Origin of the sequence: Streptomyces sp. 4N124 (assembly GCF_052245395.1) — a bacterium.
GTDB lineage: Bacteria > Actinomycetota > Actinomycetes > Streptomycetales > Streptomycetaceae > Streptomyces.
In genome coordinates, this window is the sequence record NZ_JBQQBS010000056.1 from 47,403 (window position 1) to 69,561 (window position 22,159).

The window sequence follows — 22,159 nt, forward strand, 5'->3', positions numbered from 1 at the left end:
GCATACGACGTTGCGGTCGCGCGAGCGCGGACGAAGGATCGGGCGATGAGCAACGCACAGCAGGGGCCCGCGGCCCGCCAGGCCGCCATGGCGGAGCAGGTCCTGGCCGACGGCTCGGCGACGGCCGCCGAACTGGCCGAGCGCTTCGGGGTCAGCCTGATGACCATCCACCGGGATCTGGACGAGCTCGAACGGCAGGGGATCGTACGGAAGTTCAGAGGTGGCGTGACCGCGCAGCCGTCCGGGGTGTTCGAGTCGAATGTGCAGTACCGGCTGAAGACCATGCGGGCGGAGAAGGCAGCGGTCGCCGAGCACGCGATGAAGTCGATAGAGCCGGGTATGGCGATCATGCTCGACGACTCCACCTCCACCTTGGAGATAGCCCGCAGGCTGCGGCTCGGCGAGGTGACCCCGCTGACGGTCGTCACCAACTTCCTGGAGGCCATCAACCTCCTCGCCGACCAGCGCGGCATCCACCTGATGGCGCTCGGCGGCGACTACGATCCGCTGCACTCCTCCTTCCTCGGCGTGTCCTGCGTGGAGGCGGTGCAGTCGCTCCGCGTCGACGTCTGCTTCGCGTCCACGTCGGCCGTGCACGGGGGCTACGCCTACCACCAGGAACAGCACATCGTGTCCGTGAAGCGGGCGATGCTCGACTCGGCCGCGCGGAACGTCCTGCTGATCGACCACACCAAGCTCGCCCGGGTCGCCCTGCACCGGGTCGCCCCGCTCTCCCGCTTCGATCTGCTCCTCGTCGACGACGGGGCGTCGGCCGAGGCGCTGCGGGACCTGGACGAGCACAAGGTCCCTTACGAGGTCTGCGCGACGAAGGGCAGCGACCATGACCCAGCCGGAGCCGCGTGAACTGCGCAACGTCATGTCTACGACGCCGACGGGAGACGCACTGCGATGAACGGGACGCTACGGGTCGTCGCCGCCGGGGATCACTTCGTACTGCCGTCGCTGATCGCCTCGGCGGTGCGCCAGGAACTTCGCGACCACCCTTGTGACGTACGGGTTTTGACCCTCGGCTGGCCCCTCGAACCCTTCGGCCCGGTCGCCGAGGTCACGGAGGCGAGCGACGCCGAGGACGTACTGATCGAGGCACTGTCGGACGACCGTGAGGTGCTGGTCACGCAGATGGCCCCGGTCACCGAGCGCGTCCTCGACGCCTCCCCCTCCCTCCGCCTGGTCGTCGTCTGCCGAGGCGGCCCGGTGAACGTCAACCTGGACGCGGCCAAGTCCCGTGACGTCCGGGTGTGTTTCTCACCCGGCCGCAACGCCGCCGCCACCGCCGAGTTCACCGTCGGCCTGATGCTGGCGGCCCTGCGCCGTATCCCGCAGGCCCATGACCTCCTTGCCCGGCAAGGGAGTTGGCGGGGGGCGACCTACTACACGTACGAGCACAGCGGCCTGGAGCTGGAGGACCTGCCCGTCGGGCTCGTCGGCTACGGGGCGGTCGGCAGCAGGGTGGCCCGCGTCCTCTGCGCCTTCGGCGCCAGGGTCATGGTCTACGACCCCTACGTCCACGGCGAGATCCACGGACTGCGGCTGTCGTCCCTGGACGAGTTGCTCACCCGCTCCCAGGTGATCACCCTCCACGCCCGCCTCACCCCCGAGACCCGCGGCCTGATCGGCGCCCGCGAACTGGCTCTCCTCCCGCCCGGCGCAGTAGTCGTGAACGCGGCCCGCGGCCCCCTCCTGGACGAGGACGCCCTCTGCGACGCGCTGGAGAGCGGACGGCTGTCGGCGACGGCGCTGGACACGTACGAGCGGGAGCCGCTCCCCGCCGGCTCACGGCTGCTGAACCTCGCCGAACGCGTCGTACTGACGCCGCACTTGGGCGGAGCGAGCCGGGCGACGGCCGAGAAGGCGGCGGCGATCGCGGCCGGGGAGGTCGGACGGTGGGTGCGCGGGGAGCCGCTGGCGCACTGCTTGGGGTGAGGACTGGAGGTAGGGCTCTATGTACATCGGGATCGATGTGGGCACGTCCATGGTCAAGGCAGCGGCCTTCGACCACAGCGGCCGTGAACTCGCCGTCGAGGCACGGCCGGTGCGGCTGTCCCTGCACGGCGGGTTCGTCGAGCAGGACATGGAGGAGGTGTACGGGGCGGTCGTCACCGTACTCGACGCACTGACCGCCCGCCTTCCGGAGCACCAGATCGAACTGGCCGGCCTCACCGGCCAGGGCGACGGCGTATGGCTGGTCGACGACTCAGGACGTCCGATCCGCCCCGCCGCCTCCTGGATGGACGGCCGCGCGCATGAACTGCTCGACCGGTGGCAGGCGGACGGCACCTTCGAGACGGTGTTCCGGCGTACCGGCAACGCGATGTTCCCCGGCTGTCCGGGCCCGCTCCTTGCCTGGCTGGACGCCCACGAGCCGAAGTCGCTCGACGCCGCGAAGGCCGCCGTGTACTGCAAGGACATGGTGTTCCAGCGGCTGACGGGATCGGCACGGGCCACAACAGACGTGTCGGACGCGTCGATGCCGTTCCTGGACCCGAGGTCGCGGTCGTACGACAACCGGGTCGTGGAACTGCTCGGCCTCACCCACCGCCGGGGCCTGCTCGCCCCCATCAGCGACCCACTGGCCACGTCCGAGGCGCGCGGCGAAGGGCTGCCGTCCGGGACTCCGCTCGCGAACGGCCCGTACGACCTCCCCGCCAGCGCGCTCGGCGCCGGCGTCACCTCCCCGGGCGACGGCCTGCTGATCGTGGGCACATGCCTCGCCGCCCTCGTCGCGACGACCGACCTGGACCTGACGGGCGAGCCGGCCGGCCTGTACATCTCCACCGACCGGCCCGGCCACTGGCTGCGTGCGATGCCGGCGATGGTCGGGACGGCGGCGCTGGACTGGGTGCTGTCGACGACGGGCGTCGCCCATGAGGAGGTGGACGCTCTGCTGACCGACACCCCGCCCGGCGCGCACGGCGTCCGCGTCCTGCCGTACTTCGCTCCCTCGGGCGAGCGCGCGCCCTTCGTCGAGCCCGGGCTGCGCGCCGAACTCAGCGGCGTCAGCCTGGAGTCGACCCGTGGCGACCTGGTCCGGGCGACCTGCGAGGGCATCGGCTATGCCGCCCGGCACTGTCTGGAGGCGGCGGGTCTGACGGGGTCGCTCGCGGTGTGCGGGGGCGGGACCCGCAGCCATGCCTGGATGCGGCTGCTCGCCGATGTGCTGGGCCGGTCGTTGCGGGTGGTCGAGGGCGAGGTGGGCGCGCGGGGCGCGGTGCTGGCGGCGGCCGAGCGGTACGGGGTCACGCTGGACGAAGGCGTGTGGACGGAGCCGACGGAGGTCGTCGAGCCGGATGCGGGGCGGGCCGCGTGTTACGCGCAGGGGTATCGGGACCACCTGGCCCGGCTGGCACAGGCACGGGCCGCAGCCGGGCGGACCGCCTGATGTTCAGGCGGTGCCCGAACTGCGGTGGCGGCCCGCTCCAGGAGTTCCGCGAGCTGAATGACGCGGAGAAGGAGATCGTCCGGCAGCAGAAGAAGGAGTTTCCGCCGGAGGCCTACGCCCGGTGCGCCCGCGAGGGCTGTAGACGGTTCCAGCGGAAACTCAAGTGGGACGACGGGGGCAACTTCCCCGAGTGATCCCGACCGGGTGATCCCTACCGGTCGTGATGCCTACAGGTTGCTGAAGTCCGGCCCCTTCGTCCGCGTGCGCTTGATCTCGTAGAAGCCGGGGACCGAGGCCACGGCGAGGGTGCCGTCCCAGAGGCGGGCGGCCTCCTCGCCCTTGGGGGCGGGGGTGACGACGGGGCCGAAGAAGGCGAGCTGCTTGCCGTCGGCGCCGGGCACGGCGATGACGGGGGTGCCGACGTCCTGGCCGACCTTGTCGATGCCCTCCTTGTGGGAGGCGCGCAGCTCGGCGTCGAACTCGAAGTCCTTCTGGTCGAAGTAGTCGATCAGGTCGGCGGGCAGGCCGGTGTCGGCCAGGGCGCCGACGACGGCCTCGCGGGTCGGGCCCTCGCCCTGGTTGTGGATGCGTGTGCCGAGCGCGGTGTAGAGGGGGCCGAGAACCTCGGAGCCGTGCTTCTGCCAGGCCGCCGTGACCACGCGGATCGGCTGCCAGGCGGTGGTGGCGAGCATCTCCCGGTACTCCTCGGGCAGCTCGTCGATCTTCGGCTCGTTCAGCACGGCCAGGCTCATGATGTGCCAGCGGACCTCGATGTCCCGGACCTTCTCCACCTCCAGCACCCAGCGAGAGGTCATCCAGGCCCAGGGGCACAGCGGGTCGAACCAGAAGTCGACGGGGGTCTTGTCCGACATGTCTCTCCTCATGAGGCGGGCAGGTCTCCGCGGAACGTCTGGGGAACGTCCCTGCTCGCCCGGCCATTCCCTGATGCCGCCGGTCAGGGCCACATGGCAGGATCAGTGCTGTCCGCATACTGAACACACCCCCGAGGGAGTGCTGCCCGTGCCCGGTGAGAATCTGTCCCGCGACGAGGCCCGGGAGCGGGCCGCCCTGCTGTCCGTCGACGGGTACGACGTGTCCCTCGACGTGCGCTCCGCCATCGGTGGCGGGGACGGCGAGGACGGGGCGCCGCGCACCTTCCGTTCGGTCACCACGATCCGCTTCCGCTGCGCCGAGCCCGGCGCCACCAGCTTCGCCGACCTGATCGCGCCGAGCGTGACGGCCGTCTCCCTCAACGGCAAGGACCTCGACCCGAGCGAGGTCTTCGACGGGGTGCGGATCACCCTGGAGGACCTCGCCGCCGACAACGAACTCGTCGTCGACGCCCAGTGCGCCTACTCCCGCACCGGCGAAGGCCTGCACCGCTTCGTCGACCCCGAGGACGGCGAGGTCTACCTCTACACGCAGTACGAGCCCGCCGACTCCCGCCGCGTTTTCGCCAATTTCGAGCAGCCGGACCTCAAGGCGCCGTACCGCTTCGAGGTGCGGGCGCCTCAGGAGTGGACGGTGTGGAGCAACGGCGCCGGTGAACTCGTGGACGGGATCTGGCAGTTCGCGGAGACGAAGCCGATCTCGACGTACATCACGTGTGTGGTGGCGGGCCCGTACCACTACGTCACCGACTCGTACTCCCGTACTTTCACCGACGGTACGACGCTGGAGATCCCCCTCGGCGCCCTGTGCCGCAAGGGACTCGCCCCCTACTTCGACGCCGACGACGTGTTCCTGGTGACCAAGCAGGGCCTGGACTTCTTCCACGACCACTTCGACTACCCGTACCCCTTCGGGAAGTACGACCAGGCGTTCGTGCCCGAGTACAACCTCGGCGCGATGGAGAACCCGGGACTGGTCACCTTCCGCGAGGAGTTCATCTTCCGGGGCAAGGTGACACGGGCGTCGTACGAGGGCCGCGCGAACGTCGTGCTGCACGAGATGGCCCACATGTGGTTCGGCGACCTGGTCACCATGGAGTGGTGGGACGACCTGTGGCTGAAGGAGTCCTTCGCCGACTTCATGGGCGCGTTCTCCCTGGTCGGCGCGACCCGCTTCCAGGACGGCTGGATCACCTTCGCCAACCGCCGCAAGGCGTGGGCGTACCGCGCGGACCAGCTCCCCTCCACGCACCCCGTCACGGCGGACATCCGTGATCTCCAGGACGCGAAGCTGAACTTCGACGGCATCACGTACGCCAAGGGGGCTTCGGTCCTGAAGCAACTCGTCGCCTACGTCGGCCAGGACGCGTTCCTGGAGGGTGCGCGGCGCTACTTCAAGCGCAACGCGTACGGCAACACACGCCTCGGTGATCTGCTGTCGGTGCTGGAGGAGACCAGCGGGCGCGACATGGGGACGTGGGCGCGGTCCTGGCTGCAGACGGCCGGCGTGAACTCGCTGACTCCGCAGGTGCTGCTGGATGCCGAGGGCCGGGTCGACGAGCTGGCGGTGCTGCAGGAGGCCGCCGAGTCGCATCCGGAGTTGCGGCCGCACCGGGTGGCGGTGGGACTGTACCGGCGTTCCGAAGGCGGGGCGCTGGAGCGGTACGCGCGCGCCGAGGTGGACGTCGACGGGCCGCGTACGGTCGTGGCGGAGCTGGCGGGTGCTCAGGCGCCGGAGCTGGTCCTGGTCAACGACGACGACCTGACGTACTGCAAGATCCGCTTCGACGACACCTCGCTGGCCACGCTGAAGGACGGTCTCGGCGGGATGACCGATCCGCTGGCGCGGGCCCTGTGCTGGTCGGCGCTGTGGAACCTCACCCGGGACGCGCTGCTGCCGGCGCGGGACTTCATCGGTCTCGTGCTGCGGTTCGCGGGACGCGAGTCGGACATCGGGGTGCTCCAGATGCTGCACGCCTGGGCGAACTCGGCGCTGGTGCACTACGTGGCGCCCGGGTGGCGGCCCGTGGGCGAACGGCTGCTGGCCGAGGGTGCGTTGCGTGAGCTGCGGGGTGCCGAGCCGGGCAGTGAGCACCAGCTGGCGTGGGCGCGGTTCTTCGCGACGGTGGCGGCGGGCGAGGGCGATCTGAAGCTGCTGAAGGGGCTGCTGGAGGGCACGGAGACGATCGAGGGCCTGGCGGTGGACCAGGAGCTGCGCTGGGCGTTCCTGGAACCCCTCGCCGCGCACGGGGTCGCCGACGAGTCGATGCTCGCCGCCGAACTGGCCCGCGACGACACCGCGTCCGGCAAGCGCCACCAGGTCCGCTGCCTCGCCGCCCGCCCCTCGGCCGCGGTCAAGGCGCAGGCGTGGGCGCAGGTCGTCGAGTCCGACGCGCTGTCCAACGCGCTGGTCGAGGCGACGATCGCGGGGTTCGGGCAGCCGTCGCAGCGGGAGCTGACCGCGCCGTACGCCGAGAAGTACTTCGCGGCCATCGAGCGGGTGTGGTCCGCTCGGTCGATCCAGATCGGGATGGACGTGGTGCGGGGGCTGTTCCCGGGGTTGCAGGACTCCGAAGAGACCCTGGCGGCCACGGATGTCTGGCTGTCGGCGCACGAGACGGCGGCTCCGGCCCTGCGGCGGCTGGTGCTGGAGGCGCGGGACGATCTGGCGCGGGGGCTGCGGGGGCAGGCGTGCGATGCGGCGGCCGAGGGCGCGTAAAGCTCCGGATGACCCTTGGCCAACGATCACGGCCTCCGTGACCGTTACGGAATTCAGGCAATAGCAGCCGTAACCCCTGGTCCAACCCGAACGGACCAGGGGTTTTCTGTGCCTACTCGGCATCCGAACACCCGTCCTTTAGTGCCAGGTTGTCCGCTTTTGTCGACGGGCGTGTAACAACGGTTAAGGGGCGGATCGGACGCGGGAACCTCCGGGTCATGAACCACAACACCCCGCTCTCCCCCCGCCCCCTCCGCCACCTCTCCGAGGTGCACCGCCGCGTCATGACCGCGGCCCAGCTCCGCTCGCACGGCGTGTCCGCGGCCGACGCCAACGACCAGTGCCGGCCCGGCGGCCCCTGGCAGCAGATCCTGCCGGGCGTCTTCCTGCTCCACCCGGGCCCGCCGACCGGCGAGGAGCGGCTGCACGCGGTCCTGATGTACGCGGCACGCGAGTCGTCCCCCGGCGTGCCCGCGCAACCCGGCGCGGACGACCCGCACCGACCCGTGTACGCGGAGGCCATGATCACGGGTCTCGCGGCGCTGACCCTGCACGGTTTCGCCTCCGCTCCCCCGCTGCTGTCCCTGGAGAAGCTCGACGTCCTGGTCCCCCGGCTGCGCCGGCTGCGCTCCACCGGCCCGGCCCGGATCGTCCGTACGGCGGCCCTGCCCACCCCGCAACAGGTCACCGGCGTGCCCGTGGCCCCCGTGCCGCGCGCCCTCGCCGACGCGGTCTCCGGCCTCGCGGACGCCGGCGCCGTACGCCGCCTCCTCACCGAAGCCGTGCGCGGCGGTCACTGCGAACCGGCCTCCGTCGTCCGGGAGTTGAACAACGCCAAGCTGCTCAGCCGCCCGCATGTCGTCGACGCGGTGGACTCGCTGCTGGCCGAGGGCCGCGCGATCGCGGAGGACCGGCTGTACCGCATGGTCCGCGAGTTCGGCCTGCCCGACCCGGTGTGGAACGTCGACCTACGGCTACCCGGTGGCCCTCACCTCGGCGGCCTGGACGCGTACTGGCCCGAGCAGGCGGTCGCCGTGGAACTGGACACCCGGGCTCCCCGCCAGGACGAGGACGCCCTGTGGTCCGAATACGCCCGCAAGCGCGAGCACTTGGAGCGCCTCGGCATCACCGTCGTCCACATCACGCCGAAGAAGCTCCGGGACTCGATGGAACAGCAGGCCACAGTCGTCCGTACGGCCCTCATGGCGTCGGCGGACCGCGATCCGGCCGCGTATGTCGTGGTGCTGCCCCGGTAACGAGGGACCGGGACCGGCATCAGGAGGGGAGAGGAGGGGCCGCCCGTGCTTGCACCGGCGGCCCCTCCTCGTGTCGGCGGCAAGCAGAGCGCGCGAGCCCTCCCTAACGGCCGAGGCCCTCGACCGCCACGGTCGCCGCCTTGGCGATGAGCGCGTCGTCCCGCGCGGCGTCCTTCTTGCCGCGGGTGGACAGGACCGTCATGACGATGGGGTTGCCGCCGTCGTCCGGCCAGACCACGGCGATGTCGTTGCGGCCGCCGTATCCGGCGGTGCCGCTCTTGTCGGCGACGTCCCAGGGGGCGGGGACGCCGGCCCGGATGAGGGTGCGGCCGGTCATGTTCGTGGTCATCCACTGCCTGAGGAGCCGGCGTTCGTCGCTTTTCAGGGCGTCGCCGAGGAGGAAGGCGCGCAGGCTTCCGGCCATCGCGCGGGGTGTGCTCGTGTCGCGGATGTCGCCCGGAGTGCCCTCGCTCATCTCCGTCTCGTAGCGGTCCATCTCGGTGACGTCGTCGCCGAACTCCTCCAGCACCTTCTCCAGGCCGTCGGGGCCGCCGAGTTCGTCGAGGAGCAGGTTGACCGCCGTGTTGTCGCTGTACCAGAGGGTCGCGGCGCACAGCCCCCGCAGGGTCATGCCGGTGTCGACGAAGTTCTCGGACACGGGCGAGTTCTCGACCAGGTCGTCGCGGGAGTACTTGACCACCTTGTCGATGCCGTCCGTGCCGTACTTACGCAGGATGGCGCCCGCCGCCAGCGCCTTGAACGTGGAGGCGTACGCGAACCGGTCGTCCGCGCGGTGGCCGACCGAGCGGCCCGTGCCGGTGTCCAGGGCGTAGACGCCGAGCCGTGCGTCGAACTCCCGCTCCAGGGAACGGAATTCGGCAGCGGTGGGTTTCGTGGCCGCCGCCGGTGTCGCGGATCTCGCCGCACCGGCGGATGAGCCGGTCCCGGACGCGGTTTCCTGACCGCACGCAGGGAGCGCGGCGAGGGCGAGCAGTCCGGCCGCCGCCCAGGCGGCGCCTCGGCGGATGCGAAGCGGATACGTCATGGATGAACCTCCAGGCCGTCGAAGGACAGGTGGGCGGTGCGGGCCCGGGGAAGCCCCGGGCCGCGACCAACTCTCCGGCCCGCGGGGTGCCGAGGTCCAAGACGCGGACGTTCAACTCCATGCTGTTTTGGCATAGTAGAGCGCGTGGATCTTGTTGCGGCCTGCCGGGCGTTCGTCAGTGTGAGCGAGCACGGCAGCTTCACGGTGGGCGCCGCAGCGGCCCGTACGGCCCAGTCCGTGGTGAGCCGCCGCGTCGCCGCGCTGGAACAACGCCTGGGCGAGCGGCTGCTCGACCGGTCCTCGCGGGCGGTGACACTGACGCCCTTCGGCCGGGACATGCTGCCGACGGCGAGGCAACTCGTGCTGCTCGCCGACCGGTTCGAGTACGAGGCGGAGGCGGCCCGGCACCGGCCGCTGCGGCTCGCCGTGCCCACCGTCTGCCCGACCGGCGCCCTGGCCCGGCTCATCGCCGACGCGCACGCGCAGGGCGTCCTCCTCGACCCGTTTCCCGCCGGTCCGGCCGAGCGGGCCGACCTCGTGACCTCCCGGCAGGTGCGCGCGGCGCTGCTCGCGGTGGCCCCCGCCGAGGCGGCCTGGACGGTGCCGCTGGGGCTGGCGGTCGCGGACGAGCCCGGCGGCGGGCCGATCTACCTGGACACCCTGCGCCCCGGCCGGGCCGACCGCGACCGGCGGCCCCGGCGTGTGTGGCTCCAGCCGGAGGACGATGTGCCGCATGTCCGGGACCGGCTCACCCGGCTGCGCGACGCCGTCGGGCTGCGCCCGGCCCAGCTGGCCGTCGCACCGGCCGTGGCCGTCGCCGCGGCGGACGTGCTCAGCCACGGCGACACACTGCTGTGCTCGGCCCCGCAGGCCCGCGAACTCCGCCTCCACTGGCGGCCCGTCGGCGAGCTGGGCCCCGGCTTCGCCCGCGGGTTCTCGCTGGCCGTGGCGGACGAGGCGGACGTCGATGCCGGGCGCATACGCCAGGCCTGCGCGCCCGGCATCGCCCGGTGCCTCGGCGCCACGGAGAGCGCGGAGGCGGCCGTATGACCACCAGTACCGAGCGACTGCTCGGGGAACTGCGCCGGGCCCTGCACGACGGCGGGCTGTACGGCTCCTTCCTCGTCCGGGACCTGGAGACGGGCGAGGAGATCGGGATCGACCCCGACACCGAGTTGCCGGCCGCGTCCCTCGTGAAGATCCCGCTGGCCCTGGCGACGCTGGAACGCATCCGGCGCGGCGAACTCGACGGCGCCAAGGTGATCGAGGTGGAACCCGGGCGGATCACCACCCCCGGTCCGACCGGCCTGAGCCGGTTCCGGCACGCCGCCCACATCGCCGTGGAGGACCTGCTCTACCTCAGCACCTGCATCAGCGACAGCAACGCCGCCGACGCCCTCTTCGCCCTCACGCCGCCCACCCGAGTCGGGGCGGTCCTGCACGAGTTCGGGCTGCGCGGCATCGCCGTCCGGCACACCATGGGCGAGCTGATGGACACCCCGGTGGAGCGCTTCGACCCGGCGGACGTCCACCTCGCGCATGCCCTCGCGATCGACGCCGGCACGCCGGGGCGCGGCCACCGGGTGCCGCAACTCGACATCTCGCGTGCGAACACCGGAACGGCACGGGCCTTCGTCGACCTCCTCCAGGCCCTGTGGACCGAGGACGCCGAGCGCCCGGCGATACACCCCGAGGTCGCGGCACAGGTGCGCGGCTTCCTGGCCAACAACCTGCTGCGCAACCGCCTCGCCCCCGACTTCGAGTCCGACGCCTCCACCTGGTCCTCCAAGACCGGCACGCTGCTCAACCTGCGCCACGAGGTCGGCGTCGTCGAGCACGCCGACGGCCGGACCTACGCGATAGCCGCCCTGACCGAGTCACACGTGGCCGCCGGCCGGCAGCCGGGCGCCGACGCCCTCATGGGCCAGGTCGCCCGGCGCCTGCGCGACGAACTCCGTGCGAGGTGGATCTAGATTCACTTGCCGCAGTACTCCCCCTCCAGCACCGCGGCGGCGTCCCCGGTCCAGTCCCCGTTGAAGTTGAAGGCGAGGGAGTGGCGGCCGTCGGCGGTCGTCACCGCCACCGAGGAGGAGCCGTGGATGCCGCCTTCGTGGCCCCAGACGTGGACGCCGCAGCTGAGCTTGACGTCCATGAGGCCGAGGCCGTAGCGGATGTCGTTCGTGTCGGGGTCCGTCACCGTGGTCTTCATCTCCTTCAGCTGCTCGGCCGGGAGCAGCCTGCCCTGCATCAGGGCGCGGTAGAAGCGGTTCAGATCCGCCGAGTTGGAGATCATGCCGCCCGCGGCTCCGGCTCCGGAGGGGTTCATCACCGTGACGTCGTACGTCGGTCCCGTCGTGTCCTCGGCCAGCTTGGAGTAGGCGCGGCTGCTGGGCTGCGGGACCGTGGCCCGGATGCCGGGGACGGAGGTGGCGGTGAGACGCAGGGGCTCGACGATGCGCCGGCGCACCTCGTCGCCGTACGGGTGTCCCGTGGCCTTCTCGATCACCATGCCCGCGACGATGTAGTTGGTGTTCGAGTAGCTGTAGGAGGTGCCGGGCGCGAACTCCGGCTTGTGCCGCGTCGCGATCGACACCAGTTGCCGGGGCGTCAGGGTGTCGAAGCGGTGCTTGAAGAAGCCGTCCGCGAGGAAGTACCTGCGGACGAAGGCGTCGTCCGAGGTGTAGTTGAAGATGCCGCTGGTGTGGTTGAGGAGCTGCCGGAGGGTGATCCGCGCGCCGTCGTGGCCGTTTCCCTCGACCACGCCCGGCAGCCACTGCTCCACCGTGTCGTCCAGGGACAGCCTGCCCTCGGCCTCCAGCTGGAGCAGCACCGTGGCCACGAAGGTCTTGGTGATGCTGCCGACGCGGTAGCGGTCGTGCTCCGAACGCGGCTGGTCCGTCTTGATGTTGCCGACGCCGGCCGTCGTGGACCAGCTGTCGCGGCCGTCCTTCGCGGTCGCCGTGACGCCGGGGACACCGGCGTCGACGGCGGCCTCGATCGCCTTGCGGGTGGCGTCGTGGTCGCTGCCCTTGTCGGCGGCCACGGCGGGTCCCGCGAGTGCCACGGCCGACAGCGCGACAGCCGTCGCCGCCGCCAGAGTCATCCGTACGGTCATGTCTTCCCCCACTTGTCGCATGCGTTCGCGCTCGGTCGCGGGGAAGGACCCGGCGACTCGGGGGAGGGTTGCCGCGCTGTCGGCCGGTTGAGCGGCTTTCAGCCCTTTTCGTCAGGCGTCGAAAGGTCAGGCGGCCAGCTGCCGCTGCACTGCCTGGGCGTCGATCAGATAGTTCATCTCGTAGAAGCGCCCGTCACGGACCTTGTGGAAGGCGTACTCGGCGTACTCGACCGTGGCGCCGGTGGGGGCCGTGCCGAACCACTCCTTCGCGGGCGTGCCCTTGTTGAACAGACGGGCCGCCACTCGATCACCGTCGACGGCGAGGTCCTTGACCCGCCAGGTGAAGTCCGGGACCGCGTCGACAAGGCCCTTCTGGGCCGCGATGACGTCGTCCCGCTTGACCGGGGAGCCGTTCATGATGACCTCGTCGTGGACGAACTCGGTCATGCGGTGAAACTCATGAGCGTTGAGCGCGTCGATGTAGCGCTGGAAGAAGTCGCGCAGTTCTGCGTCGGACATGATGGCCTCTCAGTCCCTCGGTCAGATCTGGTTCATGCCGCCGTCGACATAGAGATTGGCGCCGTAGACGAAGCTGCTGTCCGAGGAGGCGAGGAAGGTCACGGCGGCGGCGATCTCGTCCGGGTCGGCGACCCGCTTCGGGGGCAGGCCGGCCGCGGCCGCCTTCAGCATCTCCCCGGCGCGATCGCCGAAAGCCGCGTCCCACATCGGGGTGTTCACCGGGCCCGGCGAGATCGTGTTGACCCTGACCCCCCGGCTGCCGAGTTCGTCGGCCCAGGCGCGGGCGTAAGCCCGCACGGCCGCCTTCGATGCTCCGTAGGCGCTCATGCCCGCCGCGCCCCCCTCGGCGGCGGTGGAGGCGGTGAGGATCACCGAGGCGCCGTCGTTGAGCAGCGGGAGGGCCTTCTGCACCGTGAGGAAGGTGCCCTTGACGTTGATGTCGAAGACCGCGTCATGGATGTCCTCGGTGAGCTCGTCCAACGTCGCGAGGTGGTTGATGGCCGCGTTGGCGAACAGCACGTCCAGGCCCTGCCCACGCTCCCGCACGCGCTGGTACAGGCGGTCCACGTCGGCCGCGACGCTGACGTCACCGGACACCGCGGTGGCGTTGCCGATGGCGGCGACGGCCTTCTCCAGCTCGGTTTCGCGCCGGCCGGTGATGAACACGTGCGCGCCCTCGGCTGCGAACCGCTTCGCCGTCGCCAGTCCGATCCCGGTGCTGCCGCCGGTGACGACCGCGGTCTTGCCCTCAAGCTGCCCCATGAATATGACCTCCACAAATTTCGGTACCGATCAGTACTGAACGAGACAGTAACACCTTCCGCACCGACCAGTACAGAAGAGGTAGGATCGGTGCATGGAGGCACGACAGAAGGCACCGATCGGCCGGCCGAGAGGCTTCGACACCGACGCGGCCCTCGAACAGGCCATGCGGGTCTTCTGGGAACAGGGCTACGAAGGCGCCAGCCTCACCGACCTGACCAGCGCCATGGGCATCACCCGCACCAGCATGTACGCGGCCTTCGGCAACAAGGAGGACCTGTTCCGCAAGGCCCTGGAGCGCTACACCGAGGGCCCCGCCTCGTACGGAGTGCGGGCCATGCAAGAGCCGACCGCCCGCCAGGTGGCCACCGCGTTCCTCAATGGCTCCGTGCGGGCCACCACCCGCCCCGGCTGTCCCACCGGGTGCCTCGGCGTCCAAGGGTCTCTCGCCGCCGGCGATCCGGGACGCAACGCCCGCGACGACCTCATCGCCTGGCGCAACGAGCACACCTCCCTCCTGCGCGACCGCTTCCAGCAAGCCGTCGACGAGGGAGACCTGCCTGCCGGCACCGATCCCGGCCTACTCGCCCGCTACCTCATGACCGTGGCGAACGGCATCGCCGTCCAGGCCGCCAGCGGCACCCCTCGCGACGACCTCCAGCACGTGGCCGACATGGCCCTGCGGAGCTGGCCACCGGCCACGGGTCCGGACGCGGCCAGGCCGACGCCGTCCGCTTAGCGCCCGGTGGCTGACCCCTTCTTCATCACCAGCTCGGTGTTCCGGTCCCCCGCCTCCCCAGCCAGCTTCGTGCTGGCGCCGGGAGCGTTGAAGGAGAGTTCGCGGTAGAGGGCGGCCAGGCCGGTCTGGGAGAGGTCGGTGAAGTCGGTGCGGTGCGGGGCGGCGGACTCGATGAGGGTGGTGAAGAGCGACAGGGTGCCGTCCTTGTTGTCCACCACCTCGATGATGCGGGCGAGTTGGGGGAAGTCCACGTGGGAGGCGGTGGAGATCTCCCAGAAGGAGTGGCCGCCGGAGCCGGTGCGCGGGGTGATGACGTTCCGGTGGATGTGGCCGTTCACCCAGGCGAGCACGTTGGTGTTGCGGCCGAGCACGGCGAGGACGTCCTCGCCGCCGTGCCGGCGGTCGTTCGGGCGGGCCGGGTCGGGGCGCATGTTCGTCATCGTGCCGCTGGTGTGGTGGCTGAAGACGAGGGCGTACGAGCCATTGCCGCGTGCTTGCTTCAGCGTCCGGTCCAGCCACATCAACTGGGCCGCTCCGATGGACCCGTTGTAGTGGCCGCCCGCGTCGGTGGTGTCGAGGCTGATGCCGATGACGTCGTCGGAGATGCGGAAGCTGTAGTACTGGGTGCCCGCCTCCACGTTCGCCGCGGAGTAGCCGTGCCCGACCGGGCCCGCGCCCTTGTACGCCGGGTCCAGATGGGCCTTGACGTACTCGGCGGCGGTGAACGGGGCGCGGCTGTCGTCCGGGGTGACCGAGCGCAGATCGCGGGAGTGCGCCTTCAGCAGGTCGCGGAACCATGTGCCCTTGGGGTCCGTGTCGCCCTTGAGCGTGTCCTGGAGCTTCTTCGCCTCGGACGCCGACAGGCTCATCAGCTTCTTGCCGCCGACGGCGAACTCGGCGAGGTAGGAGTCGCCGTGGCCGTAGGTGCCGAGCGGCATGGCGTCGTGGTTGCCGACCGTGGAGTACCAGGGGATGGTGAGGCCGGGGCTGTTCATCTCGCGGATCGCGGCGGCGAGGAAGCCCTCGATCTGCGGGAAGCCGAGCTGCTTGTCGGCGTCGCGGGTGGTCGAGTCCGGCTGCCAGTACTGCTTGAGGCCGCTGTTCTGGACGCCCTCATAGCGGCGCGGATCCCCGGTGTTGGGGGTGACCCGGCCGCCGCTCATGATCGTCAGGAACCACTCCAGCTCGGACTTGGCGTTGTTGTCCGTGTTGTCGCCGGTGGTCATGGCGAAGTGGAGCGGGGAGCCGGTGACGGGGGCTCCCCGCAGCGCGTTGACCCGCTCCACCAGCGAGATGGCGCCCGGCACGGTCAGCGCCTCCTGCGGCCGCCAGGCGTGCACGTCCGTCGAGCGGAGGAACTCCAGGCGCAGCGGGTGCTGACTGTCGATCAGATGCAGATCGGTGAGCTGCACGAACGCGGCGAGCGCGGTACGGCGACCCTCACGCCCCGTCTTGGGGGCGGCCAGGTCGCTGCGGACGACGCGCTGCCAGCCGGGGCCGTCGCCGAGGCGCCGGTAGCCGGAGGAGGTGCGGGGGGCGGCGACGCCGGCGAGTGTGGTGCCGCGCGTGTAGGGCACGAAGGGTGCGGTGGCGGCTTCGCGGGCGGGGACGACCGGGGCCTCGGCGGCGTTGGCGGTGCCCGCGTCGGCGGCGGTGGCGGCCTGGCTGTCGGTGGGCCGCAGGGCGTAGCCGACGCCGGCGGACAGGGACACCGCCCCGGTGGCGGCGAGCAGCGTACGACGGTGGACCCCCAGCGCGGAGCTGGCGACAGAGCGTATCCGCGACATGCGCGTGTCTCCCCGAGTGCGAACGCGTCGACAGTGGTCGCGGGCCGTCGCTCTCGCGAACTTCCCGCTCTTACTGGATCGTTGGCAGTAGGGGTGACCTGCGCGTAAACAAGACCACAACGCGCAGCGCCGATCACCGTACGTCGATCTTGGACTACCCTGCGCGTACGGGACCGCTCCGCAAACGTCCGGGATGCGGTCACTCAGCGTTCATCTTCCGGGGTACTAAAGCAAAACCTCCGCGGAATTCCGGTGTACCGACTGCGGGTCCGTCGTGGCTGGGCGCGCAGTTCCCCGCGCCCCTTCGGGCGCTGTCGAACCGCGCCCCGTAAGGGGCGCGGGGAACGGCGCGACCAGCCCCCACCGGCCCGCGGATCCACAACCTCGTCAATACGCGGACGCGGGATTGGCAGGCGAGTATTCGGGCTCCGCCCAGCGCAGTGGCAGCGCTGACGGGGTCTCGACCGACTCCGTCACCGTGAAGCGGACCGTGCGTGTGCCGACGGTGGTGAACTCCGTGTGTGCCTCGCCGGCGAGCTGGAGAGCCGCGCCCGTCGTCCAGTTCAGGAAGAGCAGGCCGGCGCGCGGGTCGGCCACCAGGTTGCCGAGGGTGAGGAACATGGAGTTGCCGGGGTAGTCGCGCCAGCTCAGCCGGGTGGGGGAATCGACCTGCACGAAGCCTGGGTTGCCGCCCCGGTGGCTGACGTCGGCTCCGTTCTCGTGGACGGTGGCGAGGAAGAAGGTGTCGGCCGACTCGATGAACTCGGCCTGGTCGGCGGTCAGTTCGGTGCCGCGCCAAGGAGTGCCCGGCCTGCGGCCCTCGACCACCTCGTACGCCTCCCTCTTCTGCAGGTACTTGGGGCAGTTGGCGAACACCCGCTCGGCCTCGATCGCGAAGCCCCGGGGTGTGGGGCGGAGCCGGCCGTCCAGGCGCATGCGGCGGCGGGTGCGGGGGTCGAGGGCGAGGGTCCCGATGGGGGTGCCGGGGGTGGTGAGGGCGGGGGCGAGGGGGTCGGCGGGGTGGGGCCCGGCGGTGACCGAGACCTGGCGTGGTCCCGTGGCCCGGACGAAGCCGGGGGTTCCGGCGAGCGCCGAGGCCCATACCCTGCCGGTCGCCGGGTCAGCCGCACCGAGCATCAGCAGCGGCTGGAGTTCGAGGAAGGCGGCGGCCGCCGGCTTGATGCCCTCGCCGACGGACTGGCCGACATGGTCGGCGAGGTCACGTACGCCGACGCGGTCCTGCACGGCGCGCGAGCCCTCGTGATAGACGCCCATGACTAGAAGAAACCGCAGGTCGGCGCCGACGAATTCGGGGCCGGGGCGCCTTCCGCGCCGCTCGGCACCGAGATCTCCAGGCGGGTGCCGTCGGGGTCGTGGAAGAAGATGCCGCCGGAGGCCGCGCCCTCACCGTGGGCCACGACACCGTCGTACGCGAAGTCCACGCCGTACGCCCGCAGGGCCGCCTCGTACTCCCTGACCTGCTCGATCGAGTCCGCCTCGAAGGCGAGGTGATGCAGGCCCGCCCGCTCGCTGTCGTACGGCTGCTGCGCCTGCTGCCAGAGGGTGAGGACGAGGTGTCCGTCCGTGCCCAGGAACGCGTACCGCCGGTCGTCCTCCTTGCCCTCCGCGATCAGGCCGAAGCCCAGCACGTCCCGGTAGAAGGCGAGCGAGCGGTCGAGGTCGGTGACGTTCAGGCCGAGGTGGCCGGTGCGCAGAGTCATGGCTGTCCCCTTCAGCAGATCTAACCTCTCAAAAGAAGATTAGGGGTTAGAGCAGGGTGCGTCAACCGCTCACGTACTCTTGAGCGGTTAGCAGAGAAGGGAGCCACCTCATGTCCGCCGACCCCCGCCCGCTCACCGGCGAACCGCTCTCCCTCGACCTGCTCAACACGCGGTGGATGCGGGAGGGCGCCGTGCAGGACCTGCTGACCGACACCGACGGGCTCGCGGTGTGGCTCGCGGCGAACCGGCTCGACGCCGATGCCGATGCCGCGACGCTCCGGCACGTCCTCCAGGCGCGCGACGCGCTGGCCGCGGTGGTCGACGGATCGCTCGCCGAAGGCGCCGCGGCCGTCGACGCCGTGCTCGCGCACGGGCGGATCCGGGCGACGCTCAGCGCCGAAGGCCCCGGAGAGCTGGCCGAGTTCCGCGATGGCTCCTGGGGGCCCGCCTGGCTCGCCGCGCGCAACTACCTGGAACTGCTCGCCACCGCGCCGGACCGGATCCGGCGCTGCGCCCACGGCGCCTGCATCCTGCACTTCTTCGACACGTCACGGAACGGCACCCGGCGCTGGTGCTCGATGGCGGCCTGCGGCAACCGGGCGAAGGCGTCCCGGCATTACGCGCGATCGAAGGAAGCCTGAAAGGCGACGGCAGCCTGAAGAGCGGCAGCCTGAACGGGTGGGCGACTTGGCCTCGTTCGCGAGGTATACCCGTAAAGGCCATCGCGGGTTTTCCCCATACATGCATATCGTTTCGGTCAACACTCCCCAAACATCCGTCCCTTGCGTAAAGCTGTGCGGTCGTCCGGGGTCGCATTCCGGACCAACGTGACCGAGGTTGACCGGCCCGGTCGCGCCACGCTCGTTCCTTTACCTACAAGGGATGCCGATGACCCTCACCCCCCAGCGCGATCCGATATCGGGTGCAAGACATGTGGCCCGCATAGCCGTGGCCGCGGGTCTCGTCGCCGCGCTCTCCGCGGCCGGGCCGATACCCATGGCCATGTCCGCCGAACAGGCCGCGCCCGCGGCCGACCCCACCGTCAAGTCCGCCCACGACAAGCTCGGTTCGGACGACGCCGATCTGCTCGCCGAGGCGAAGGCCGACGGCGCCAAGACGGTCACGATGATGGTGGCCACGGCCCCCGGCAAGACCGAGCAGGTCGCCGAGCAGCTCGACGCGGTCAAGGGCGGCCTGGTGGGCCGTACGTACGACAAGCTCGGCTACGTCCGTGCCACCGTCCCCACCGCGAAGGCGGACTCGGCCATCGCCGCCGCCACGAAGCTGTCCTCCGTGCACGGCATCGACCTGCGCGAGGAGATACCCCTCGACGACCCGACGCCGAGCGCCCACACGGCGAAGAACTCGGCGGCCACGGGCACTTACCCGGCACCCGGCAAGAAGACCCCCGCCGAGAACCCGTACAACCCGTCCTTCGAGACGGGCGCCGTCGACTTCGTGGACGAGCACCCGAAGTCGGACGGCCGCGGGATCACCATCGGCATCCTGGACTCGGGCGTGGACCTCGGCCACCCCGCGCTGCGGAAGACCACCACCGGCGAGCGGAAGATCGTCGACTGGGTGACCGCGACCGACCCGGTCGTGGACGGCGACGCCACCTGGCGGCGGATGAACACCCCGGTGTCCGGCCCGACCTTCACCTTCGACGGCCGGACCTGGACCGCGCCCGCCGGGTCGTACCAGGTCAACCTGTTCCGCGAGGCCGCGACGACGGGCGGTGACGCCAAGGGCGACGCGAACCGCGACGGCGACACCACCGACACGTGGGGCGTCCTCTACGACGCCGCGGCCGGCACGGTCCGGGTCGACCTGAACAACAACTACGACTTCGGTGACGACACCCCGATGAAGCCGTACAAGGACGGCTTCCAGATCGGGTACTTCGGCACCGACAACCCGGCCACCGAGGTCGCCGAGCGCCAGCCGTTCGTGGTCGAGATCCGCAAGGACGTCGTCTACAACGAGGCCGGCGCGAAGGCCGACTTCGTCAATATCGGTGTCATCGAGTCCGAGCACGGCACGCACGTCGCCGGTATCACCGCCGCCAACGGTCTGTTCGGCGGCCGGATGGACGGCGCCGCTCCCGGCGCGAAGCTCGTCTCGTCCCGTGCCTGCACCTGGTCCGGCGGTTGCACCAACGTCGCGCTCACCGAGGGCATGATCGACCTCGTCACCAAGCGCGGCGTCGACATCGTCAACATGTCGATCGGCGGCCTGCCCTCGCTCAACGACGGCAACAACGCGCGCGCCGAGCTGTACACGCGCCTCATCGACGAGTACGGCGTGCAGCTCGTGATCTCCGCGGGCAACTCCGGCCCCGGCACGAACACCATCGGCGACCCGGCCCTGGCCGACAAGGTCATCTCGGTCGGCGCGACGATCTCCAAGAAGACGTGGGCCGCCAACTACGGCTCGGCGGTGCAGAAGTCGTACGCCATGATGCCGTTCTCCTCCCGCGGCCCGCGTGAGGACGGCGGCTTCACGCCGACGCTCTCCGCGCCCGGTGCCGCGATCAACACCATCCAGACCTGGCTGCCGGGCGCCCCGGTCGCCGAGGCGGGCTACTCGCTGCCGGCCGGCTACGGCATGCTCCAGGGCACCTCGATGGCGTCCCCGCAGGCGGCGGGCGCGAGCGCGCTGCTGCTGAGCGCCGCCATGCAGAAGGGCATCGCCCTCACCCCGGCGAAGCTGCGCACCGCCCTGAACTCGACCGCCGACCACATCCCGGGTGTGCAGGCGTACGAGGAGGGCACCGGCCTGATCAACATCGTGGACGCCTGGGACGCCATCAAGGACGGCGCCACCGCCCACGACTACACCGTCAAGGCCCCGGTCGACACCGCGATCGACTTCGCGCTGAAGACGCCGGGCTTCGGCACCGGCCTGTACGACCGTGAGGGCGGCCTGAAGGCGGGCCAGAAGAAGACGTACGACGTCACGATCACCCGTACGTCCGGCGCGAACCGGCCGCTGACGCACGAGCTGTCCTTCGAGAACAACGCGGGCAGCACCTTCAGGATCGTCGGCTCCGACGTCGTCAAGCTGCCGCTGAACCAGCCGGTGACCGTCAAGGTCCAGGCCACGCCCAAGAGCGCGGGCATCAAGAGCGCGATCCTCGAGATCGACGACCCGCGCACCGAGGGCATCGACAAGCAGGCCATGAGCACCGTCGTGGTCTCGGCGCCGCTGAAGTACACCTACTCCGCGTCGGGTTCGGTGCAGCGCAACAGCACGAAGTCGTACTTCGTGACCGTGCCCGAGGGCGCGAAGGCGCTGGAGGTCGCGATCGGCGGGCTGAAGGGCAAGAGCCAGACCCGGTTCATCGCCATTCACCCGTACGGCGTTCCGGTCGACCCGACGTCGACGATCAACTGCTACCCGAACTACACCAACCCGGACAGCGCTCCCTGCCGCCCCGACGTGCGCTCGTACGCCGACCCGCAGGCCGGCGTCTGGGAGATCGAGGTCGAGTCGCGCCGTACGTCGCCGCTGCTCGACAACCCGTACAAGCTGAACGTCGCCGTCTATGGCGCGGCCTTCGACCCCGAGGTCGTGACCGTGCCCGAGGCCAAGGTCGGTACCCCGGTCGAGGCGTCCTGGAAGGCGACCAACAAGTTCGCCGCCCTGGACGGCAAGCTGGCCGGCGGCCCGCTCGGCTCGTCGAAGTCGGCCCGCCCGACCATCGCGAACGGTGTGACCCAGACCAGCACGGTCGACGTGCCCGAGGGCGCCACGTCGCTGGACGTCGCCATCGGCAACGTCTCCGACGGTGCGGCCGACCTGGACCTGGTGGTCCTCGACGCCGACGGCAACGAGGTCGGCAGCTCGGCCGACGGTGACTCGGAGGAGGCCGTCTCGGTGCCGAAGCCGGCCGCCGGGAAGTACACCGTCCAGGTCATCGGCTACTCGGTGCCGTCCGGTTCGACGGCGTACGACTACCAGGACGTGTTCTTCTCCACCGTCCTCGGCAGCGTCACCGTCGACAACGCGCCGGTGAAGCTCGGTACGGGCGACTCGGCGACCGTCTCCGCGAGCGTCACCGCCGCCGCGGCCGCTCCGGAGGGCCGTGAGTTCTTCGGCCAGGTCCAGCTGGTCAACGCGCGCGGCACGGCCGCGGGCGTGGGCAGCGTGAAGATCGAGAAGGTCACGCCGTAGTTGTTACGGCTGCTGGGGCGGGGGTGCCTT

Annotated in this window: 19 protein-coding genes; 11 read left to right on the forward strand and 8 right to left on the reverse strand. The window is 70.8% G+C overall.

Annotation, left to right across the window (positions count from 1 at the left end):
- Positions 1 to 45 precede the first annotated feature (45 nt).
- From ACTWQO_RS38415 to ACTWQO_RS38430, 4 genes are read left to right on the forward strand one after another with little or no spacing between them, the layout of a single operon-like run.
- Positions 46 to 864 carry a DeoR/GlpR family DNA-binding transcription regulator gene (locus tag ACTWQO_RS38415; protein WP_443242008.1) on the forward strand — a complete coding sequence of 273 codons (819 nt, stop codon included), beginning with the start codon at positions 46 to 48 and terminating at the stop codon, positions 862 to 864.
- A gap of 45 nt (positions 865 to 909) precedes the next feature.
- A complete protein-coding gene (locus ACTWQO_RS38420; RefSeq protein WP_443242009.1) occupies positions 910 to 1,944 on the forward strand; it encodes a 2-hydroxyacid dehydrogenase in 1,035 nt (344 codons plus the stop codon).
- Between the two features lie 19 nt (positions 1,945 to 1,963).
- The gene (locus tag ACTWQO_RS38425; RefSeq protein WP_443242010.1) at positions 1,964 to 3,400 is read left to right on the forward strand and encodes an FGGY family carbohydrate kinase; all 1,437 of its coding nucleotides are present in this window, start codon (positions 1,964 to 1,966) and stop codon (positions 3,398 to 3,400) included.
- Positions 3,400 to 3,594 (forward strand): hypothetical protein, encoded by a 195-nt coding sequence (locus tag ACTWQO_RS38430; RefSeq protein ID WP_443242011.1) that lies wholly within the window; start codon positions 3,400 to 3,402, stop codon positions 3,592 to 3,594. The genes ACTWQO_RS38425 and ACTWQO_RS38430 overlap by 1 nt, the downstream gene beginning before the upstream one ends.
- 33 nt (positions 3,595 to 3,627) lie before the next feature.
- Here ACTWQO_RS38430 and ACTWQO_RS38435 read toward each other — a convergent pair whose 3' ends face one another.
- Positions 3,628 to 4,272 (reverse strand): mycothiol-dependent nitroreductase Rv2466c family protein, encoded by a 645-nt coding sequence (locus ACTWQO_RS38435; protein ID WP_443242012.1) that lies wholly within the window; start codon positions 4,270 to 4,272, stop codon positions 3,628 to 3,630.
- Between the two features lie 148 nt (positions 4,273 to 4,420).
- Here ACTWQO_RS38435 and pepN point away from each other — a divergent pair, with 148 nt between their 5' ends.
- Both pepN and ACTWQO_RS38445 read left to right on the forward strand, forming a co-directional pair.
- On the forward strand, positions 4,421 to 7,009 hold the full coding sequence (gene pepN, locus ACTWQO_RS38440; protein ID WP_443242013.1) for an aminopeptidase N: 2,589 nt from the start codon (positions 4,421 to 4,423) through the stop codon (positions 7,007 to 7,009).
- Positions 7,010 to 7,227: 218 nt separating this feature from the next.
- Complete coding sequence (locus ACTWQO_RS38445) at positions 7,228 to 8,265, forward strand: hypothetical protein (protein ID WP_443242014.1); 1,038 nt, start codon at positions 7,228 to 7,230, stop codon at positions 8,263 to 8,265.
- Positions 8,266 to 8,368: 103 nt separating this feature from the next.
- Here the strand turns inward: ACTWQO_RS38445 and bla are convergent, their stop codons facing one another.
- Positions 8,369 to 9,310, reverse strand: coding sequence for a class A beta-lactamase (gene bla, locus ACTWQO_RS38450; RefSeq protein ID WP_443242015.1), 942 nt, complete (start codon positions 9,308 to 9,310; stop codon positions 8,369 to 8,371).
- 144 nt (positions 9,311 to 9,454) lie between these two features.
- On the opposite strand from bla, the gene ACTWQO_RS38455 reads away from it, so the two are divergent.
- Entirely contained in the window at positions 9,455 to 10,360 is a 906-nt protein-coding gene (locus ACTWQO_RS38455) for a LysR family transcriptional regulator (protein ID WP_443242016.1), read from the forward strand.
- On the forward strand, positions 10,357 to 11,283 hold the full coding sequence (locus ACTWQO_RS38460) for a serine hydrolase (RefSeq protein WP_443242017.1): 927 nt from the start codon (positions 10,357 to 10,359) through the stop codon (positions 11,281 to 11,283). Before ACTWQO_RS38455 ends, ACTWQO_RS38460 begins: the two co-directional genes overlap by 4 nt.
- 2 nt (positions 11,284 to 11,285) lie before the next feature.
- On the opposite strand, the gene ACTWQO_RS38465 is transcribed toward ACTWQO_RS38460, so the two are convergent.
- The 3 genes from ACTWQO_RS38465 to ACTWQO_RS38475 form a co-directional block, all read right to left on the reverse strand.
- Entirely contained in the window at positions 11,286 to 12,425 is a 1,140-nt protein-coding gene (locus tag ACTWQO_RS38465) for a serine hydrolase domain-containing protein (protein WP_443242018.1), read from the reverse strand.
- A 126-nt stretch (positions 12,426 to 12,551) separates the two neighbouring features.
- The gene (locus ACTWQO_RS38470; protein WP_443242019.1) at positions 12,552 to 12,944 is read right to left on the reverse strand and encodes an ester cyclase; all 393 of its coding nucleotides are present in this window, start codon (positions 12,942 to 12,944) and stop codon (positions 12,552 to 12,554) included.
- Between the two features lie 21 nt (positions 12,945 to 12,965).
- Positions 12,966 to 13,706 (reverse strand): SDR family NAD(P)-dependent oxidoreductase, encoded by a 741-nt coding sequence (locus ACTWQO_RS38475; protein WP_443242020.1) that lies wholly within the window; start codon positions 13,704 to 13,706, stop codon positions 12,966 to 12,968.
- 94 nt (positions 13,707 to 13,800) lie between these two features.
- On the opposite strand from ACTWQO_RS38475, the gene ACTWQO_RS38480 reads away from it, so the two are divergent.
- Positions 13,801 to 14,445, forward strand: a complete 645-nt coding sequence (locus ACTWQO_RS38480; protein WP_443242021.1) for a TetR/AcrR family transcriptional regulator — start codon at positions 13,801 to 13,803, stop codon at positions 14,443 to 14,445.
- Here the strand turns inward: ACTWQO_RS38480 and ACTWQO_RS38485 are convergent.
- The 3 genes from ACTWQO_RS38485 to ACTWQO_RS38495 all read right to left on the reverse strand — a co-directional run bounded on the left by ACTWQO_RS38485 (position 14,442) and on the right by ACTWQO_RS38495 (position 17,953).
- Complete coding sequence (locus tag ACTWQO_RS38485) at positions 14,442 to 16,232, reverse strand: TIGR03767 family metallophosphoesterase (protein WP_443242022.1); 1,791 nt, start codon at positions 16,230 to 16,232, stop codon at positions 14,442 to 14,444. The two genes, ACTWQO_RS38480 and ACTWQO_RS38485, sit on opposite strands and share 4 nt — an antisense overlap.
- 387 nt (positions 16,233 to 16,619) lie before the next feature.
- Positions 16,620 to 17,507 carry a pyridoxamine 5'-phosphate oxidase family protein gene (locus tag ACTWQO_RS38490; protein WP_443242023.1) on the reverse strand — a complete coding sequence of 296 codons (888 nt, stop codon included), beginning with the start codon at positions 17,505 to 17,507 and terminating at the stop codon, positions 16,620 to 16,622.
- Between the two features lie 2 nt (positions 17,508 to 17,509).
- A complete protein-coding gene (locus ACTWQO_RS38495) occupies positions 17,510 to 17,953 on the reverse strand; it encodes a VOC family protein (RefSeq protein ID WP_443242024.1) in 444 nt (147 codons plus the stop codon).
- A gap of 110 nt (positions 17,954 to 18,063) precedes the next feature.
- On the opposite strand from ACTWQO_RS38495, the gene ACTWQO_RS38500 reads away from it, so the two are divergent.
- Positions 18,064 to 18,594, forward strand: coding sequence for a CGNR zinc finger domain-containing protein (locus ACTWQO_RS38500; RefSeq protein ID WP_443242025.1), 531 nt, complete (start codon positions 18,064 to 18,066; stop codon positions 18,592 to 18,594).
- Positions 18,595 to 18,841: 247 nt separating this feature from the next.
- Positions 18,842 to 22,129: a S8 family serine peptidase gene (locus tag ACTWQO_RS38505; protein ID WP_443242026.1), complete on the forward strand. Its 3,288-nt coding sequence runs from the start codon at positions 18,842 to 18,844 to the stop codon at positions 22,127 to 22,129.
- The last annotated feature ends 30 nt before the right edge of the window (positions 22,130 to 22,159 follow it).

What these genes read in the sequence shown, in the direction of transcription:
- ACTWQO_RS38445 (WP_443242014.1), top strand. Translation starts at nt 7,228, where the DNA reads ATGAACCACAACACCCCGCTCTCCCCCCGCCCCCTCCGCCACCTCTCC.
- ACTWQO_RS38480 (WP_443242021.1), top strand. Translation starts at nt 13,801, where the DNA reads ATGGAGGCACGACAGAAGGCACCGATCGGCCGGCCGAGAGGCTTCGAC.
- ACTWQO_RS38430 (WP_443242011.1), top strand. Translation starts at nt 3,400, where the DNA reads ATGTTCAGGCGGTGCCCGAACTGCGGTGGCGGCCCGCTCCAGGAGTTC.
- ACTWQO_RS38475 (WP_443242020.1), bottom strand. Translation starts at nt 13,706, where the DNA reads ATGGGGCAGCTTGAGGGCAAGACCGCGGTCGTCACCGGCGGCAGCACC.
- ACTWQO_RS38415 (WP_443242008.1), top strand. Translation starts at nt 46, where the DNA reads ATGAGCAACGCACAGCAGGGGCCCGCGGCCCGCCAGGCCGCCATGGCG.
- ACTWQO_RS38485 (WP_443242022.1), bottom strand. Translation starts at nt 16,232, where the DNA reads ATGTCGCGGATACGCTCTGTCGCCAGCTCCGCGCTGGGGGTCCACCGT.
- ACTWQO_RS38425 (WP_443242010.1), top strand. Translation starts at nt 1,964, where the DNA reads ATGTACATCGGGATCGATGTGGGCACGTCCATGGTCAAGGCAGCGGCC.
- ACTWQO_RS38500 (WP_443242025.1), top strand. Translation starts at nt 18,064, where the DNA reads ATGTCCGCCGACCCCCGCCCGCTCACCGGCGAACCGCTCTCCCTCGAC.
- ACTWQO_RS38495 (WP_443242024.1), bottom strand. Translation starts at nt 17,953, where the DNA reads ATGACTCTGCGCACCGGCCACCTCGGCCTGAACGTCACCGACCTCGAC.
- ACTWQO_RS38490 (WP_443242023.1), bottom strand. Translation starts at nt 17,507, where the DNA reads ATGGGCGTCTATCACGAGGGCTCGCGCGCCGTGCAGGACCGCGTCGGC.
- ACTWQO_RS38420 (WP_443242009.1), top strand. Translation starts at nt 910, where the DNA reads ATGAACGGGACGCTACGGGTCGTCGCCGCCGGGGATCACTTCGTACTG.
- ACTWQO_RS38505 (WP_443242026.1), top strand. Translation starts at nt 18,842, where the DNA reads ATGACCCTCACCCCCCAGCGCGATCCGATATCGGGTGCAAGACATGTG.
- ACTWQO_RS38435 (WP_443242012.1), bottom strand. Translation starts at nt 4,272, where the DNA reads ATGTCGGACAAGACCCCCGTCGACTTCTGGTTCGACCCGCTGTGCCCC.
- ACTWQO_RS38470 (WP_443242019.1), bottom strand. Translation starts at nt 12,944, where the DNA reads ATGTCCGACGCAGAACTGCGCGACTTCTTCCAGCGCTACATCGACGCG.
- bla (WP_443242015.1), bottom strand. Translation starts at nt 9,310, where the DNA reads ATGACGTATCCGCTTCGCATCCGCCGAGGCGCCGCCTGGGCGGCGGCC.
- ACTWQO_RS38460 (WP_443242017.1), top strand. Translation starts at nt 10,357, where the DNA reads ATGACCACCAGTACCGAGCGACTGCTCGGGGAACTGCGCCGGGCCCTG.
- ACTWQO_RS38465 (WP_443242018.1), bottom strand. Translation starts at nt 12,425, where the DNA reads ATGACCGTACGGATGACTCTGGCGGCGGCGACGGCTGTCGCGCTGTCG.